12 protein-coding genes are annotated in these 15847 nt (G+C 67.6%); 4 read left to right on the top strand and 8 right to left on the bottom strand.

Annotated features, from left to right (window positions below; translation table 11 throughout):
• Positions 1–10: 10 nt before the first annotated feature.
• Positions 11–790 carry a class II aldolase/adducin family protein gene (locus tag BM244_RS09040; protein ID WP_093399060.1) on the top strand — a complete coding sequence of 260 codons (780 nt, stop codon included), beginning with the start codon at positions 11–13 and terminating at the stop codon, positions 788–790.
• A gap of 25 nt (positions 791–815) precedes the next feature.
• The gene (locus BM244_RS09035) at positions 816–1979 is read left to right on the top strand and encodes an alpha-hydroxy-acid oxidizing protein (RefSeq protein WP_093398600.1); all 1164 of its coding nucleotides are present in this window, start codon (positions 816–818) and stop codon (positions 1977–1979) included.
• 50 nt (positions 1980–2029) lie between these two features.
• On the opposite strand, the gene BM244_RS09030 is transcribed toward BM244_RS09035, so the two are convergent.
• The 3 genes from BM244_RS09030 to BM244_RS09020 form a co-directional block, all read right to left on the bottom strand.
• Entirely contained in the window at positions 2030–2788 is a 759-nt protein-coding gene (locus BM244_RS09030) for a class I SAM-dependent methyltransferase (protein ID WP_254784360.1), read from the bottom strand.
• 66 nt (positions 2789–2854) lie between these two features.
• Complete coding sequence (locus BM244_RS09025; RefSeq protein WP_093398599.1) at positions 2855–3127, bottom strand: DUF1488 family protein; 273 nt, start codon at positions 3125–3127, stop codon at positions 2855–2857.
• Positions 3128–3217: 90 nt separating this feature from the next.
• The gene (locus tag BM244_RS09020; RefSeq protein WP_093398598.1) at positions 3218–6424 is read right to left on the bottom strand and encodes an autotransporter outer membrane beta-barrel domain-containing protein; all 3207 of its coding nucleotides are present in this window, start codon (positions 6422–6424) and stop codon (positions 3218–3220) included.
• 136 nt (positions 6425–6560) lie between these two features.
• Here BM244_RS09020 and BM244_RS22635 point away from each other — a divergent pair, with 136 nt between their 5' ends.
• Positions 6561–7052: a hypothetical protein gene (locus BM244_RS22635; RefSeq protein WP_139226898.1), complete on the top strand. Its 492-nt coding sequence runs from the start codon at positions 6561–6563 to the stop codon at positions 7050–7052.
• Positions 7053–7181: 129 nt separating this feature from the next.
• Here BM244_RS22635 and BM244_RS09010 read toward each other — a convergent pair whose 3' ends face one another.
• The 4 genes from BM244_RS09010 to BM244_RS08995 all read right to left on the bottom strand — a co-directional run bounded on the left by BM244_RS09010 (position 7182) and on the right by BM244_RS08995 (position 12483).
• On the bottom strand, positions 7182–9596 hold the full coding sequence (locus BM244_RS09010; protein WP_093398596.1) for a TonB-dependent receptor: 2415 nt from the start codon (positions 9594–9596) through the stop codon (positions 7182–7184).
• Positions 9597–9598: 2 nt separating this feature from the next.
• Positions 9599–10516 carry a FecR family protein gene (locus BM244_RS09005; protein ID WP_175518141.1) on the bottom strand — a complete coding sequence of 306 codons (918 nt, stop codon included), beginning with the start codon at positions 10514–10516 and terminating at the stop codon, positions 9599–9601.
• 36 nt (positions 10517–10552) lie between these two features.
• Positions 10553–11065 carry an RNA polymerase sigma factor gene (locus tag BM244_RS09000; protein ID WP_093398594.1) on the bottom strand — a complete coding sequence of 171 codons (513 nt, stop codon included), beginning with the start codon at positions 11063–11065 and terminating at the stop codon, positions 10553–10555.
• A 107-nt stretch (positions 11066–11172) separates the two neighbouring features.
• A complete protein-coding gene (locus tag BM244_RS08995) occupies positions 11173–12483 on the bottom strand; it encodes a S1 family peptidase (protein WP_254784359.1) in 1311 nt (436 codons plus the stop codon).
• A 95-nt stretch (positions 12484–12578) separates the two neighbouring features.
• On the opposite strand from BM244_RS08995, the gene BM244_RS08990 reads away from it, so the two are divergent.
• On the top strand, positions 12579–14612 hold the full coding sequence (locus BM244_RS08990; protein WP_093398593.1) for a S9 family peptidase: 2034 nt from the start codon (positions 12579–12581) through the stop codon (positions 14610–14612).
• Between the two features lie 248 nt (positions 14613–14860).
• On the opposite strand, the gene BM244_RS08985 is transcribed toward BM244_RS08990, so the two are convergent.
• Positions 14861–15796 carry a DUF808 domain-containing protein gene (locus BM244_RS08985; RefSeq protein WP_093398592.1) on the bottom strand — a complete coding sequence of 312 codons (936 nt, stop codon included), beginning with the start codon at positions 15794–15796 and terminating at the stop codon, positions 14861–14863.
• Between the last annotated feature and the right edge of the window lie 51 nt (positions 15797–15847).

Here is a 15847-nt window from a genome sequence, read left to right as displayed (position 1 = left end):
GAGATGGATGATGGCGACGGCACTCAAGTCGGTCACGACCGTACAGGATCAGGTTTCGCCGGAAGAATGGGCGCTGCGCGTCGATCTTGCCGCCGCCTACCGGCTGGTTGCGCTATATGGCTGGGACGATTTGATCTTCACGCATCTGTCGGCGCGCGTGCCGGGGCCGGACCATCATTTCCTGATCAATCCGTACACTCACATGTTCGAGGAGATCACCGCATCGTCGCTGGTGAAGATCGACGTCGACGGCAACAAGGTCATGGACACGCCGGCGCCGGTCAACCGCGCGGGCTTCGTGATCCATTCGGCGATCCATAGCGGGCGCGACGATGCGGTCGCGGTGCTGCATCTCCACACGCCGCACGGGCAGGCGGTGTCGGCCATGGCCGAGGGGCTGCTACCGCATACCCAGACCGCGATGATCGCCGGGCACGACGTGGCCTATCACGACTTCGAGGGCATCGCGACCGAGTTGGAGGAACGCGAGCGGCTCGTCGCGGACCTCGGCATGAAGAACGCGATGATCCTGCGCAATCACGGCACGCTGACCGTCGGGGAATCGGTGCCGCAGGCGTTTCTGCGGATGTATTTCCTGGAGCGCGCGTGCGAGGCGCAGGTGCTGATGCTGAGCGCCGGCCGCGAAAACCTGAACAACCCGAACCAGGGCGTGGCCGAGAAGGTCGAGGGCCAGTCCAGCGGGACGGGCATGCGGATGCTCGCCGACGGGCTCGCCTGGCCGGCGTTGCTGCGCAAGCTCGACCGGGTCAATCCTGGCTATCGGGACTGACCGCGATACGCTTCGGAGTATAACGATGCCGCATTACGGCGATTACCAGAACGCGATCTATTTCGCCGGGCTAGCCGGGGTCGTGCCGACTGTCCCGGTCGACTTCGCATGGCTGGAGGCGCGCGCCGCGGCGGCATTGCCACCATCGGTTCTCGGCTATCTCCAGGGCGGGTGCGGGGACGAATTCACGCAGCGCCAGAATGCCGACGCGTTCCGCCACTGGGGCATGACGCCGCGGATGATGGTCGACTGCACGCACCGGGACCTGTCGATCGAGCTGTTCGGGATGACGCTGCTCAGCCCGATCTTCATGAGCCCGGTCGGAATCAACGGGATGTGCACGCAAGACGGGCATGGCGACGTCGCCGCAGCGAGCGCGGCCGCGATGACCGGCGTCCCGCTGATCCAGTCGACGCTGTCGAACGATCCGCTCGAGACGGTGGCCGGCGCGCTGGGCGATACCCCGGGGTTCTTCCAGCTCTACACGCCCAAGGACAAAGCGCTGACCGAGAGCCTCGTCGGCCGCGCCGAGGCGGCGGGCTACAAGGCGATCGTCGTCACGCTCGATACCTGGGTCACCGGCTGGCGCCCGCGCGACCTGAATGCCGCCAATTTCCCGCAACTGCGTGGCCATGTGCTGGAAAACTACTTCAGCGACCCGGTATTCCGCGCGATGCTTACCAAGCCTCCACGCGAGGACCTGCCCGCCGCCGTCCGGCAATGGGCAGGCACGTTCGGCAAGGTGCTGACGTGGGACGACATGCCGTGGCTGCGATCGCTGACGCGCTTGCCGATCGTCCTGAAGGGCATCTGCCATCCCGACGACGCCAGGCGGGCGATCGATCTGGGGGCGGATGCGATCTATTGCTCCAACCATGGCGGGCGCCAGGCGAATGGCGGGATCGCCGCGATCGACATGCTGCCCGCGGTGGTCGCGGCGAGCGGCGACGTGCCGGTGCTGTTCGATTCAGGCATCCGATCGGGCAGCGACGTGGTCAAGGCGCTCGCACTCGGCGCGACGGCGGTCGGTATCGGGCGGCCCTACACATACGGGCTGGCGCTCGACGGTGCGAATGGCGCCGCGCACGTGCTGAAATGCATCCTGGCCGAGGCCGACCTGCTGATGGCGGTGAACGGTTATCCGACAATCGCGCACGTCAGGGCCGCGGGTGCAGAGCGGCTAGGCTAGCGGACAATCGCCGGGGAGCGTCGATCGCCCCCCGGTCGACAGTGCTGCCTCTACGGCTTGCGGAACTTGTAGACGAACTGGTCCGTCTTGCCGCGGATTTCAGGATCGAAGACGGCCTTGCTGTGGTCGTCCGCAGGATTGCGCAGGACGGTCGATTCACCGACGAACTTAAAGCCTGCCGCCTGGACCTGCGCCTTCACCGCTGCCGGATCGATCCGGTGACGCGTCTCGGTGCCGGTCATCCCGCTGCCCGGTGCGTCGGCATGATCGATGACGATATAGGTGCCCCCGCGCTTGAGCATCCGGAACACCGCGGTGTCGAACGCGCGCAGCGCCGGTTCGCCCGCGCCGTTGTTCGGAATGTCGTGATAGTTCTGCGCGGTCCAGAAGACGTCGACCGGCTTGGGCGACGTCGGCAGGTTAGTCGCCTGAACCTCGGCGGTCACGTTGGCGAGACCACGAGCCTGCAGTGCCGGCAACGACTTGGTGGCATATTTGGCGCCTGCCGCTGGCCACACGGCATAGACATGCCCCTTGGGACCGACGACGCCGGTGAAGATGCGCGTCCAATACCCAGCGCCCGGCAGGTAATCGACGACGACGTTGCCTGGTTTGAGACCCGAGAACGCCACCACCTCAGCCGCCTTGCGCCGCGCGTCGTCGCCCTGCTGATCGGCGCGCGCGGGATCGGCCAGCGCCTTGGCGATTTCGGGGCTGGCCTTCTGCGCCTGCGCCTGCATCGTTCCCGTCGCGATCGTCCCCGTCGCGATCGTCATCGCCGCGGCCGCGCCCATCCAGATCGGTTTCATCATCGCTCTCCCATCGTTCCGGACGACACCGCCGGATCTACCGGCAGGATCGTCCGGAAGACGGCGCTAGTCCAGATCGTTCTCGCTGATCACGACGATCTCCTGGTCGGGATCGCGTGCCAGCGCGACGACGCCCAGTTCGGCGATCTCGTCCGCGTGCTGCCGGAAGATCGCCACCGCATCGCCCTCGGGCGACACCGTGCTGAGCGCCTCGAGCACGTCGTACTGGACGGCGAACTGATAGCGTTCCTCGCTCACCTCGGCCTCGAACTCGACCTGCCGCAGGTCGCTATTGTCCTCGAGAGTCTTGGTGTCGATGTTCAGACGGTCTTCGGCCATGGTATTCGCTCCTCGCTATGCGCCGATAACAGTCCGGGGGCGGAATCGAGCCATTCCAGCCCCGAAAAGTGCCGCCCCTAGAACGGCAACCTACAGTCCGATCTGGAAGTTCGCGCGCAGCGACAGCGCGACCCGGCCCTGCTGCTGCTCGGCGTTGAACTCGCCGCCCATCCGGAAAAGGCCGTTGCCACCGACGCCGCGCAGCTTGCCGACCCAGCCGCTGGTGCGCTTGTCGGGGGTCAGCGTAAACGACTGGCCGCCCTCGAACGACGCGGTGGTTGCGCCAAGCCCACCTCCGACGATCTGCCGGCGCCCGCCCTCGGCCTCGACGCGGAACCAGCCATCCTGATAGTCGGGACCACCGAAGTTCAGCCCCAGCGCGCCGCTGCCGGTGACCGCGAGTTCGTCGCTGGTCCGCGACCGGACGACGAGGTCGACCGCCTTGCCGCCGCCGGTCTCGCTATAGCCGTCCTCCTTGAGCTTGTAGTAATCGATCGAGAGCACCGGGCGAAAGATCAGCTTGCCCTTGCCCGCTTCGTACGAAATCCCGCCGGACGCTGCGTAAAGCGTGCCATCCCAGTCGCCCTTCGCGGTCCGGGCAACTGCCTCGCTGCCGACAGCGCCGGTGAACTGCCGCGAGCCGTCGAACTTGATCTTGGCGCCCGACGCGCGCGCATTAGCCTGCAGCCTGCCCCAACGCCCGCGCCAGTATCCGGCCAGCTCATACTGGTCAGAATTCACTTCATTGTCCGTGCCGTCGTCCGCATCCTGCCCGTGCAGATACGCGAGCGAGGTGCCGAAGTTACCCACGCCGGTCTTGTACTCCGCGCCTGCCGAGACGCCCCAGCCGCTGATGTCATAGCCTGCCGTATCGGCGACGCTCTTCGACGTCCCCCAGGCGACCTGCGTCACCCAATAGCCCCATTTGCCCTCGTCCTTGAACGGGCCGTGCGGGTCGGCGAGCACGCGGGCGGTCGCGCGCGAGCCCATCGTGACCGCCTCGAACGTGCCGCCGGCATGGTCGGGCAGCATCTGGCGGACCGAGCCGCGGAACGCGTCGCCGTCGGTGATGTTGAGAAACGCGCCGCCGACCTTGGCGTCGTTGCCGAGCGCCTTGTAGATCGCGTCATAGGCCGACGCCTGGGAGCGGTTGAGCCCCAGTTCGGTCGACGATTTACGCAGGACGTCGACCGCGAGATCGTTCCCCGTGCCGGTCGCGATGCTGCCCTTGTAGAGGAACGGGAGCAACGTCGTGGTCGCGGTAAGGTTGACGGCGCCCGTCAAACTGCCGGCGCGCAGGACGGTGTAGCGGCCCTCCGCATCGACGACACTGGTGAGCTTCAATGCGAGCTTCGAATCCTTGTCGAACGCGGCCGTGCCCGCGACCTGGATCATCGTGCCTGTGCCGCCGGTCTTGTCGAGCGTTACCGCCAACACACCACCGCTGCCGACCGACAAGGACGCGATCGATGCTGCCTTGGTGATGTCGAGCGTACCGCCGCTGACCGCGACCGCAAGGCCACCGGCATTGGCGAGCGTGCCGGAGAAGCGCGACGTGCCGCCGAGCGTCAGCGTGTCGGTACCGCCGCCAAAGTCCGCCGCGCCGCTGAACACCGAAGTCCCCGCGAGCGTGAGTGCGTCGTTGCCTGCACCGAACACTGCGCCGCCGGTGAAATTGGCGTCGCCCGAAAGCGCGAGGCGGTTGTTGCCGCTGCCGAAGCGCGCGGTACCGGCGACCGTACCGTCCGCGACGTCGAACACGTCGTTGCCGCTGCCGAAGCGCACGTCGCCGACGATCGCTGGCGCTGCGATGCCGGTCGCGACTGCGGTCTGGCGAACGATCGTGCCGGTCGTGTTCGCCGAAAGGCCGATCGCGACGTTGCGCTCGGACGTCGCAAGCGCGCCCGACGCGCCGATCCCGCCGCTGTTCTCGACCAGCGTGACGGTGCCCGACCGATCGAGGATGGCGATCGCGGTGCCGTCGGCGGCCTGCGCGGTCGCCTTGATCGTACCACTGTTGCGGATCGTGGCGACGGATGCGCCGGTGTCGACCAGGACCGCCGTCGAACGCGATGCTGTCGTACCGCCGCCTGCCGCGGAGATCGTGCCGGCATTACGGATCTCAGGGGTCGATGCCCCCGCGCCAAGCTTCAACGCGGTCGCACTCGCGCCGTTCGCGGTTGCCGCCACGGTGCCGTTGATGCCGATCCCGCCCGCGATCGTCACCGCGCCGCCGAGGCCACCGATCGCTAGGCCGTTGCCCTCGACACCACCATAGACACCGCTGCCCGCGATACCGCCGTCGACGATCAGGCCGTAGCCGGTCCCCGTTCCCGCCACCGCACCGATCGCGACCGTCCGCGTGGCCGATCCGATTTGCACCGCTGGCGCCGCGCCGAACGAGGTGACCGCCGCCGAGCCCTCGGTAGCGTCGGGAAGACCGTCCTTGTCCTCGTCGGTATCGGTCGTGCTCGCGTCCTTCGGCGGGATGGCGAAGATGATTCCGCCCGAAACGTTGCCCGCGACGACCAGCGCGGATCCTCCCTGCAACAGGTCGTCGGCATCGAGCTTGGTCGTATCAGCCGGCGCCGTCGCATAGCGATAGCCGGTCGAGCCGAGCGCGCCCTGCACCACCAGCGCGCCCGCGATGTCGCCATCGACGCGCGCGGCGACCGCGCCCTGCCCGATCGCAGCGATCGTGCCCGCGAGCCGGACGTTGCCGGTGACGTCGGCGATCCGCACGCCGGTCGATCCGTTGCCGGTGACCGATGTCTGGCCGTTATGCGTGAAGGCGCCGGTCAGCGGCCCGCCGAGCCAGATTCCGGCGGAGTTGTTGCCCTTCACGGTGATCGCGCCGCTGTTGACGATCGCGCCGGTGTACGCACCCGCGGTGCGGATGCCGGTGCGTCCGGTGCCCGCCGCGAACGGGCCGTCGAGGTCGCCGTCCTTGTCCGTGTCGGTCGCGACATAGCTTTCGTCGATGATGATCTTGCCGGCAGCCGCGTTGGTGATCCCGCCGCCAGTGCCGGCGTTGGCGAGGATGCCGGTCGATCCGTCGGCGTTGGTGACCTGGATCGTCCCTTCGTTGGTGACCGAGTTGACGCTGTCGATGGTGACCGCGGTGCCGGTGGTCGGCGTCACCGAACCCGCGGCGGCGATGCGGATATTGTCGGGGGCGCCGGCCTTGATCGTCGAGGTCCGCACCGCGTCGGTCCGCTTGGTGTCGATCACGGTCTGCGCCTGGGCGCTCGTCGTTACCGCGAACAGGCAGGTGGTGGTCAGCAGGAGACGACGCATACGGAACCCTTTTCGATGTGTTTTCGAGAAGAGGACGGAGACGCGGCTCGCGAACCTTGAAGCGCGCTCCATTATCGTGCGGCACAATGGCGGAGGCGGCGCGTTGTGCGGCGGATATCTTCAGGGAAATGCCAGCATGATCACCACCATCGCCGAACTCGACCGCATCCGCGACGACAGCAAGCGCCTCGTCACGACGCGCTCGGTGATGTCGGCGGGCGCGGCGGTCGTGCCGATCCCCGGCGCGGACATCGTCGCGGACATCGGCCTGCTCACCAAGCTGCTGCCCGAAATCAGCAAGCGCTTCGGGCTCGATCACGAGCAGGTGAAGACGATGGAGCCGCAGCTCGCGCAGCAGGCGCTGGTGATGGCATCGAGTCTCGGCAACACGATGATCGGCCGGATGGTGACCAAGCGCATCGTCGCCGCCCTCCTCCGCCGCGTCGGCGCCCGGGTAGCCGTGGGATCGATGGCAAAGTTCATCCCGTTCGCGGGCTCGGCGGTAGCCGCGACGATCAGCTTCGGCGCGATGAAGCTGGTCGGTAATTCGCATGTGGAAGATTGCTACAAGACCGCGCTGGCACTGCTACCGGCCGATCAGCGCGCGCTGGCGAACGCGAAGGGCTGAACTGTCGCCTTCTTACTCCCCTCCCTGGAAGGGAGGGGCTGGGGGTGGGTCGGCCCGCCTGAGTCACCATCGTTCGAACACGCGGAAGCCGACCCACCCCCGCCCCCTCCCTTCCAGGGAGGGGAGAAGTTAGAAGGCTGCGTCCAAGCCGATCCGGATCGTACGCGGACGCTGTGGCGTGATCTGCCCGCTGCCTACCTGGAACGGCGTTCCGAGCGCGAACCGGTTGCCGACGCTGTCCGTCAGGTTCGTTACCCTGAGCGTCACGCCCAACGACGGCCGCCCGACCCGCGCGGTCAGCGCCGTATCGAGATAGTCCCCCTGCTCCTCGCCCAGCACCGGCCCCACGCCCAACCGCGACCGCCCGACATAGCGCGCCCAGCCATAGACCCGCAGTTCCAGGTCCCGCCCGATATTACGCCGGTAATCCGCACCCAGCCGCCCGGCGTAACGTGCGATATTCGGCACCTGGCTCATCCGCGCGAGCGCCACGAACAGCGCTGCGCTCGGTTCGGTCACGCGGCTGTCGTTATACGTGAAGCCCGCGTCGAGCGTCAGCCCGGCGATCGGCTTCCACCCGCTCGCCGCGCTGAACGTCCAGATCCGCCCATCGCCGATGTTGGCGGTGCTCGGCAGCCCGGTCGCGTCGATGAAGTCCGCCTGGATATCCTGCCAGATCGTGTGCGAAACGCTCGCCGTCAGGTACGCGCGATCGACACCGGCGAGCCCGAAGCGCATACCGGTCTCCAGCGTCCGCACGCGATCATTCTCGAACCGCCGCACGAAATCGCTCTCGATCGCCAGCCCGCCGGGCCGAAACCCCTGCTGGTAACGGCCGTACAACGACACTTTCGGCAGCACCGCCGCGATCAGCGAGGCGGACGGCAGCACGCTCGTCTCGATCCGGTCCGCCGTCACGCGCGCACGGGCGAGCGCGACCGCCTCCAACCGCGCCGGTGCGATGTCCTCGCCGGTCCCCGCGAGCGACGCCCGGGTCACGCGCGCGCCGGCGGTGGCGGTCAGCCCTCGCACCAGTTGCACACTACCCTCGCCGTACAGCGTCGCCTCGTCGATGCTGTTGGTCACGCCCGTCACCGGCGCGGGCGCATCGACCGGGCCGAGCGAGCGCGACAACCGCGTGCGATTGTGCGTGTAACTGCCGCCGACCACCCAGCCGAACCCGTTTCGCATGGGCTGCCATACCCGCGTCTCGTTCGCAATCATGTCGGTCGCGTTGCGTTGCGCGAACACGCGCGGGCTGCCCGCGGCCGTCATCAGGGGGCTGCCGAATGCAGGCCAGTTGGTGATCGGTAGCGTTGGATCGACTGCTGGCAGGGTCGCGTCGTAGCGCTCGGTCAGCGTCTGGCTGACGATCCCGGTCGAGGACTTGACCTTCAGTCCGCCGATTGCGCCCGACACGACGACCTGCCCCATCGTGTAATCCGCCGAAAACCCCTGCACGATCGCGCTCGACCGCGTCAGAGGCGGCGCGTCACGGTCGGCATATTGGCTATCGTCGCCCTTGGTCCATTGCCCGATCCCGCCGAGATCGACCGTCCAGCCATTTCCCGCATCGAGCCGCAGCGCTGCCCGACCGCCACCGATCCGCGTCCGGTTGACGTCGCGGCGGTCTAGCACCGGATTGTCGATATACCCGCCCTCGCTCACGCCGTAGCCGACGACGCGGAGCGCCACGCGCTCGCCGAGCGGCACGTTCAGCGTCGCGCCGAGATCCGCGCCCGGATCGCCGTGCCACGTCGCGGAGAGGCCGCCTGCGATCGACGCCGACACCGCGCCCAGTTCCGGCGCGTTCGGCACGGTGCGGATAATGCCGCCGAGCGAGCCTGCGCCGTATAGCGTACCCTGCGGCCCTTCGAGCACCTCGACGGACGCGATATCGTACAACCGCAGATCGGGATCCGGCGCGTTGTAGCTCAATCGCAGGTCACCGAAATACTGGCCGACGGTGGTCTGGGTCGGTCCGGTAAAGCTGGAATCGGCGATGCCGCGGATGAACAGCTTGTTGCGGCCGGCGCCGAGATGCGTCGACGATACGCTGGCCAGCCGCGCGAGGATTGCCTCGGTCCCGCCCGCGCCGCCGAGCGCGAGATCGACGCCGTCGAGCAACGCGACCTGCCCTGCAAAATCGCGCAACCTGACGTCGCGCTTGCTGCCGGTGACGACGATGTCCGCGCCCTGTACCGCGGGTGGCGCGACGATCGGCACGACCTTCGGCCGCTTGACCCGAACGACGCGCGGTGCGCGAGCGGTCAGCCGCCACCCGAAAGCACCCGCTGCGACGACATCGGCATTCGCGGCAGTCGCCAGTCGGTCGAGCGCCTCGCGCGCGCTCATTCGACCGCGTACCGCGGGCACGCGCCGCGCCCAAAGCCCTGGGTCGCCGACGACGATACTCGTCCCCGACTGACGCCCGAGCGCCAGCACCGCGTCCCCAAGACGCCCCGCCGGCAAGTCGACCGCCCCCTGCCCCGCCTGCGCGGGAACGGCGACGGCGAGCGCCGCGACGACCAGACATCCGCGCATCCTCACGAGCGGGCGGACATCACCCAGTGACCGCCACGCTTGCGGATCGCGACACCCAGCAGCGGCGCGGCGAGGCGGGGATCGCCCGACAGCTTGGCCGTCGCGATGCTGCCGCTGAACGCGCGCTTCGCGACGCCCGGATCGGCGCGCAGGTCGACGCCCAGCGCGCGCGACAGGTCGTCCGCGACTTCCGCCAGCGTCGCGCCCTCGTACGCCAGCACGCTGTCGCGCCACGATCCGACGCTGGCGACATCGACTGCGGTCACGGTCGCCTTGCCGTCGCGCACGACCAGCCCCTGCCCCTTCACGAGCCGGATGCCGTCGCGTCCTGGGTTATAGTCAACCGCGCCTTCCGACACGGCGACACGCGTTTCGCCCCGCGCGCGCTTCACGTCGAACGCGGTGCCGACATCGACCAGACGCGCGCCGCCGACGCTCACCTCGAACGGATCGTTGTCGTCGTGCCGGACGACGAACATCGCCTCGCCGCGCTCCAGCGTCGCGACCCGCGGGTCGTCGTGGTCGAGCATCAGGCGCGTCGCACCACCCATCGCGATCGTGCTGCCATCGGCGAGCCGAACCGTCCGCATCGTCCCCGCCGCGGTTTCGACGGCATAAGGATGCGCCCGCGTCTCGAGTGACTCATACCCCACGAACAGCGCCAAGGAGGCGGCGATCGCTCCACCGGCCCAGACCGGCCAGCGCCTCCGCGGAGGCTGCATCACGATCGGCGCGACCGGCACGGGAGGCACCGCTGCCGCCATCTCCTCGAAATCCATCGCCGTCGCGTGATACGCCGCAGCATGGCGCGGGTCCGCCTCCAGCCAGGCGTGGAACGCCGGCCAGTCGTCGAACGCATCGCTGCCAGTCCGGACGACCCAGTCCAGCGCGCGTGCTTCGATGTCGTCATGCTCCGCCATCATGGCCTCCTATAGCCGAAGACGGAGACGTTGCGATCAAGCCTCATCGTAACGTCGCTTTGCATCGATCATCGCGCGATAGGCTTTCCGCAGATCACCCTCGACGGTACTGAGGCTTACGCCAAACTCGGCCGCGACCACGCGCTGCTCGACGCCGTCGATCCGGTGGCGCCGGAAGATCCGCGCCGCCCGGTCTCCGACCGACTGCAACGCCGCCTCCGCCAGCGCTGCTTGCTCGCGCGCAATCACGACGCGTTCGGCGGATGGCTCCTCGGATCGGTCGAGCGATGGTCCCCCGGTCGCCTCGGTCCATTCGCGATCGCGCTTCTCCGCTTGCCGCACAGCGCGGTGGCGATCGAGCATCAGGTTGTTCGCCATCCGGTACAGATACGACAGTGGCGACGCGATCGGCCCGGTCGGCGCCGTCTGGATCCGTACCCACAGTTCCTGCAGCAGATCCTCCGCATCGCCCGCGCCGAGCGAGCGAAGAAACCGCAGCAGCGTATCGCGGTTCGCGAGGAAAACGGCCTCTAGGCCCGAGGAGTCCATGTCATGCCCGTGTCGATAGGCCGCCGATCGGCGCTCGGCGGCGCCGTGTTCCCGGCGGGACGTACAGCGCTTGGCAGGGAGACACAATCGACCCGCCGGGCACCGTGTTACTGGTGCAGCAGCGTCCAGCCCTGCGGTAGATAGTCCGTCGACATGTAATAATAGAACAGGCACGTCCCGTCGCGACGATAGGTGCCGCCCTTGACGAGGCCGAGCGCGGTGCTGCCCTCGAACACCGGTGCGCCGCTGTCGCCGGCCTGGCAGGTCGGCCCTTCGACCGCGACCCAGGTCGGCAGGCACGCACCGCCGCACAGATCGCCCGCCGGCGCGAAATCGACCATCGCGATCACCGCGCAGCTATACCCGGTCCGCTCGCCGCGATGGCAGACGAAGTCGCCGGCGCGCGTGCTCGTGCGGTAGCGCCATGTCGCGACGGGCCGGGCGAGCTTCTTGGCGGTATCGGCGTAGAACAGCGGTGCGAAAGAGGTCGAAGTCGACGCCGGCGCGACGTTGACCTGCACGTCCTGATAGCCCCAGCCCCATTGCCCGACGAACTCCAGCGGCCATTCCTGGCGGCTGCCGTCCGACGGGCGCTTGCCGACATAGGACAGCGTGTCCGGGCAATGCGCCGCGGTGGCCACGCCGTTACGCACCCCATCGGACACGACGAAGCCGGTCGTGCAGGCATAGCGCTTGCCGTCGACGGTTCCGACGACGCGACCGCCACCCTCGATCGCGCCGCTGTCGATGGGGGCGGGTATAAAGGGGGAAACCGGAGCGACCTGGTCCTGCGACATGTTCACCGACGGCTTATCAACGGCTTCGATCCGCACCGGAACGCCGGTCATCGTCGCAATCCGAGTGCGCAGCGCGCCGTCACGGTCGAGATCGGCATCGCCCGACGCGATCATCACGACCAGTTCGCCGGTTCGCTGGTCCACGCCGAGCCCCGGCGGATGCGGGAGAGAGTCTCGAATTTTTGCCTGATACGCGGTGATCGCGGCGAGCACCGCGTCGCGAGTCGCGAGCGCGCCCGTATGAAAGACGATCGGCACGACCATCCCGCCCGCCATCACCGACTGATCCGCGACCGGATCGGTGCCGGTCAGCAGCACGACGATGCGGTAGCTCGGCCGATGCTCGATCGCGACGCCGGCCCAGCGATCCTTGAAGGTTTCGCGCAGCGCGTCGGTTGCCGGCACGCTGTCGCCCTGCGCGCGCATCCGTCGCAGCGCCTCGTCGAACGGCACGCCGAACCGGGTCGCATACTCTCCCGCGTCCTGCATGAGCGCATCGACCGGCAGTTGCACCTGTGCCGCCGATGCCGGCCCCACCCCGAGTACGAGCAACGCCACCGCCAGAAACCACCGAACCGGAATAGTGAACATGAACGACGAAATCCTGGGCGCGCGGGTCATCTGGCGTCTGATACCGCCATGATCTGAACCGTCGCTGTCATGCAAGCGATCGAGGTGATTGCGCGCGATCTCGCAAGCGTCCTATCAAGCACGCCATGAAGATCATGCTCTCCGCCAGCCTCGCCGTGCTCGCCTTTGCGAGTGCCCCTGCCGCCGCCCGGCAACTCACCATCGACGACGTGACGATGCTCAGCCGCGTCGGTGCGCCGACGGCGTCGCAGGACGGGCATTGGCTCGTCTGGGCGCAGCGCGAGACCGATCTCGCGGCGGACAAGGGGCGGTACGATCTCTGGCGGCTCGACCTGAGCACGGCGGGTGCGACTCCGGTGAAGCTGCTCGCCGATCCGCAGGTGAACGAGAACGACCCGCAGATCGTCGGTAACACCGTGTATTTCACCTCGGACAAGGGGGGTGAAGATGCGGTCTGGTCGGTGCCCGTCACGGGCGGTACGCCGCGCAAGCTGACGAGTTTCAAGGGCGGGTTCAGCGGCTTCAAGGTCGCGCCGACGGGCGACAAGCTGCTCGTCTGGGCGGATCGCAAGCCCGGCGCGCCGAGCCTCGAGCCGGCGATGGTGAAGAAGGATCCTAATGCGGGCGCCGGCCGGACGTACGACCAGCTGTTCGTGCGCCACTGGGACACGTGGGCGGACGGGACGCGATCGCAACTGTTCGTCCTGCCGCTGACCAGTGCCGGGGCGACCGGCAACGGTGTCGCGATCGTGGGTGCGCTGGTCGGGGATACGCCGTCGAAGCCTTCGGGCGGCGGTGAGGAAGTGTCGTGGAGCGCGGACGGCCGCACCGTATATTTTGCGATGCGTGAGGCGGGACGGATCGAGTCCCTGTCGACCAATCTCGATATCTTCTCGGTGCCTGCGGATGGCTCGGCCGCTCCGGTCAATCTGACCGCGGCGAACAAGGCGACCGACAACCTCCCTACCGTGTCGCCCGACGGCCGCACGCTTGCATATTTCGCGATGCGCCGGCCGGGGTTCGAGGCGGATCGCCAAGTGCTGACGCTGCGCGATATCGCCAGCGGCAAGACGGTGTCGCTGACCGAGCGCTGGGACCGGTCGGTCGGCTCGATCGCGTGGGCGCCGGACTCGAAGTCGCTCTACGTGACGGCGGACGATACGCAGGAGACGCCGCTGTTCCGTGTCGATGCGTCGAGCGGCGCAGTCACGCGGCTGACGCAGGAAGGGCATGTCGCCGCGGTCGCGATCACTCCGCGTGGGGCTGTGGTGGCAATGGACAGCCTGACCGCGCCGGACGATTTCTACCGCGTCGCGGGCACCGGTGCGCCGCAGCGGCTGACGCAGGTCAACGCCGCCAAGCTCGCCGGGATTGACATGCCGACGGTCACGCGGTTCAACTTCAAGGGCGCGAACGCGGACACCGTCTGGGGCTATGCGGTGAAGCCGTACGGTTCCACCGGGAAGGTCCCGATCGCCTACATGGTCCACGGTGGACCGCAGGGATCGAGCAACAACAGCTGGTCGTATCGCTGGAACCCGGCGGTATTTGCGGGTGCCGGCTACGGCCTGGTCGCGGTCGATTTCCACGGGTCGACCGGGTACGGGCAGGGCTTCACCGATGCGATCAGCAACAACTGGGGCGGCTGGCCTCTCGAGGATCTGAAGAAGGGGCTGGCTGCCGCGACTGACAAGTTCACATGGCTCGATGCCGACAATGCGTGTGCGCTCGGTGCGTCGTATGGCGGCTACATGATGAACTGGATCGAGGGGCAGTGGCCCGATCGCTTCAAGTGCATCGTCCAGCATGACGGCGTGTTCGACGCGCGCGCGATGGCGTACGAAACCGAGGAGCTCTGGTTCGACGAATGGGAGCATGGCGGGAAAGCCTATTACGAGGACCCGCAGGCGTTCGAGAAATGGAATCCGGTCAATTACGTGGCCAAGTGGAAGACGCCGATGTTGGTAATCACCGGCGAGAAGGACTTCCGGATTCCGTACACGCAGGGGCTGGCGACGTTCACCGCGTTGCAGCGGCGGGGAATTCCGTCGCGGTTGCTGGTCAATCCGGGCGAGAACCACTGGGTGCTGAAGCCGAAGAACTCGCGGCAATGGTATGGCGAAGTGTTAGGCTGGATGGGGAAGTGGACCGCTAAGTAGGGGCGCCTCCATCCTCCCGATACCGCCACCCCGGCGAAGGCCGGGGCCCAATTGGAAAGGTCGGAGTAACGGAGCGCACCCTCAGTTAGCCACGTTCCCCAACTGGGCCCCGGCCTTCGCCGGGGTGGTGCTTGGCGGTGGTAGCGCGTTACAACCGACCGCGACATGTGTCCCCGCGAAGGCGGGGACCCAGACTGGGCTCCCGCCTTCGCGGGAGAACAAGGAAGGGTGAATGACGCTCTCCCCGGTCAGTGCGCCTTCGGCTTCTTCACCGCGTGGAGCCCCAGCGCGATCGCCCCGCCCAGGATCAACCCGACGATCCCCGAGAAGAACGCGTTCATCACCCAGTTCACCGCGCCCTTGGCGAACGGCACCGCATGCGACGCAGCCTCCGCCGTATCGTGGATCCAGTGCGGCAAGGCGGTGAACCCGAACTCCTCGATCCCGTGAACGATGATCTGCCCGCCGACCCAGACCATCGCCGCGGTGCCGATCACCGACAGCGCCGACATCACGATCGGCATGCCCTTCACCAGTCCCCGCCCGACAGCCTGCACCGCCGTGCTGCTGCGCTGCGCCAGATGCAGCCCAATATCGTCCATCTTAACGATCAGCGCGACCACGCCGTAAACGCCGATGGTGATGACGATCCCGACCAGCGCCAACACGATCGCCTGCTCCCAGATCGGCTTGGTCGCCACGTCCGACAATGCGATCACCATGATCTCGGCGGACAGGATGAAGTCGGTGCGGATCGCGCCCGAGACCTTCTGTGCCTCGAGAGTCGCGGCATCGACCGGCGCCTCGACGACCTCCTCGGCGTGACCGCCGCCGAACGCCTCGAGGATCTTCTCCGCGCCCTCGAAGCATAGATAGGTGCCGCCGATCATCAGCAACGGCGTCAGCAACCACGGCGCGAACGCGCTCAACGCCAGCGCGGCGGGCAGGATGAAGACCAGCTTGTTGCGGAACGATCCTAGCGCGATCTTGCCGATCATCGGCAGTTCGCGCTTCGGCTCGAACCCGACCATGTAACGCGGCGTCACGGCGGCATCGTCGACCACCACGCCGATCGCCTTGCTGCCCGCCTTGCCGGTGGTCGCGGCGATATCGTCGAGGCTGGCGGCGGCGAGCTTGGTGATCCCGGCAATGTCGTCGAGCAGTGCGACCAATCCTGTCGGCATCGATGGTGTCCTTCGCGTAAGTATCGGCGCTCGGTAACGTGACAGGATTGT

The organism is Sphingomonas sp. OK281, assembly GCF_900115295.1.
Classification (GTDB): Bacteria; Pseudomonadota; Alphaproteobacteria; order Sphingomonadales; family Sphingomonadaceae; genus Sphingomonas.
The sequence above is the reverse complement of the archived record's forward strand: the minus strand, read 5'-3'. Positions and strand labels throughout refer to the sequence as shown.

What these genes read in the sequence shown, in the direction of transcription:
- BM244_RS08990 (WP_093398593.1), top strand. Translation starts at nt 12,579, where the DNA reads ATGAAGATCATGCTCTCCGCCAGCCTCGCCGTGCTCGCCTTTGCGAGT.
- BM244_RS09030 (WP_254784360.1), bottom strand. Translation starts at nt 2,788, where the DNA reads ATGAAACCGATCTGGATGGGCGCGGCCGCGGCGATGACGATCGCGACG.
- BM244_RS09040 (WP_093399060.1), top strand. Translation starts at nt 11, where the DNA reads ATGGCGACGGCACTCAAGTCGGTCACGACCGTACAGGATCAGGTTTCG.
- BM244_RS08985 (WP_093398592.1), bottom strand. Translation starts at nt 15,796, where the DNA reads ATGCCGACAGGATTGGTCGCACTGCTCGACGACATTGCCGGGATCACC.
- BM244_RS09025 (WP_093398599.1), bottom strand. Translation starts at nt 3,127, where the DNA reads ATGGCCGAAGACCGTCTGAACATCGACACCAAGACTCTCGAGGACAAT.
- BM244_RS09035 (WP_093398600.1), top strand. Translation starts at nt 816, where the DNA reads ATGCCGCATTACGGCGATTACCAGAACGCGATCTATTTCGCCGGGCTA.
- BM244_RS09010 (WP_093398596.1), bottom strand. Translation starts at nt 9,596, where the DNA reads ATGCGCGGATGTCTGGTCGTCGCGGCGCTCGCCGTCGCCGTTCCCGCG.
- BM244_RS09020 (WP_093398598.1), bottom strand. Translation starts at nt 6,424, where the DNA reads ATGCGTCGTCTCCTGCTGACCACCACCTGCCTGTTCGCGGTAACGACG.
- BM244_RS09005 (WP_175518141.1), bottom strand. Translation starts at nt 10,516, where the DNA reads ATGGCGGAGCATGACGACATCGAAGCACGCGCGCTGGACTGGGTCGTC.
- BM244_RS22635 (WP_139226898.1), top strand. Translation starts at nt 6,561, where the DNA reads ATGATCACCACCATCGCCGAACTCGACCGCATCCGCGACGACAGCAAG.
- BM244_RS08995 (WP_254784359.1), bottom strand. Translation starts at nt 12,483, where the DNA reads ATGACCCGCGCGCCCAGGATTTCGTCGTTCATGTTCACTATTCCGGTT.
- BM244_RS09000 (WP_093398594.1), bottom strand. Translation starts at nt 11,065, where the DNA reads ATGGACTCCTCGGGCCTAGAGGCCGTTTTCCTCGCGAACCGCGATACG.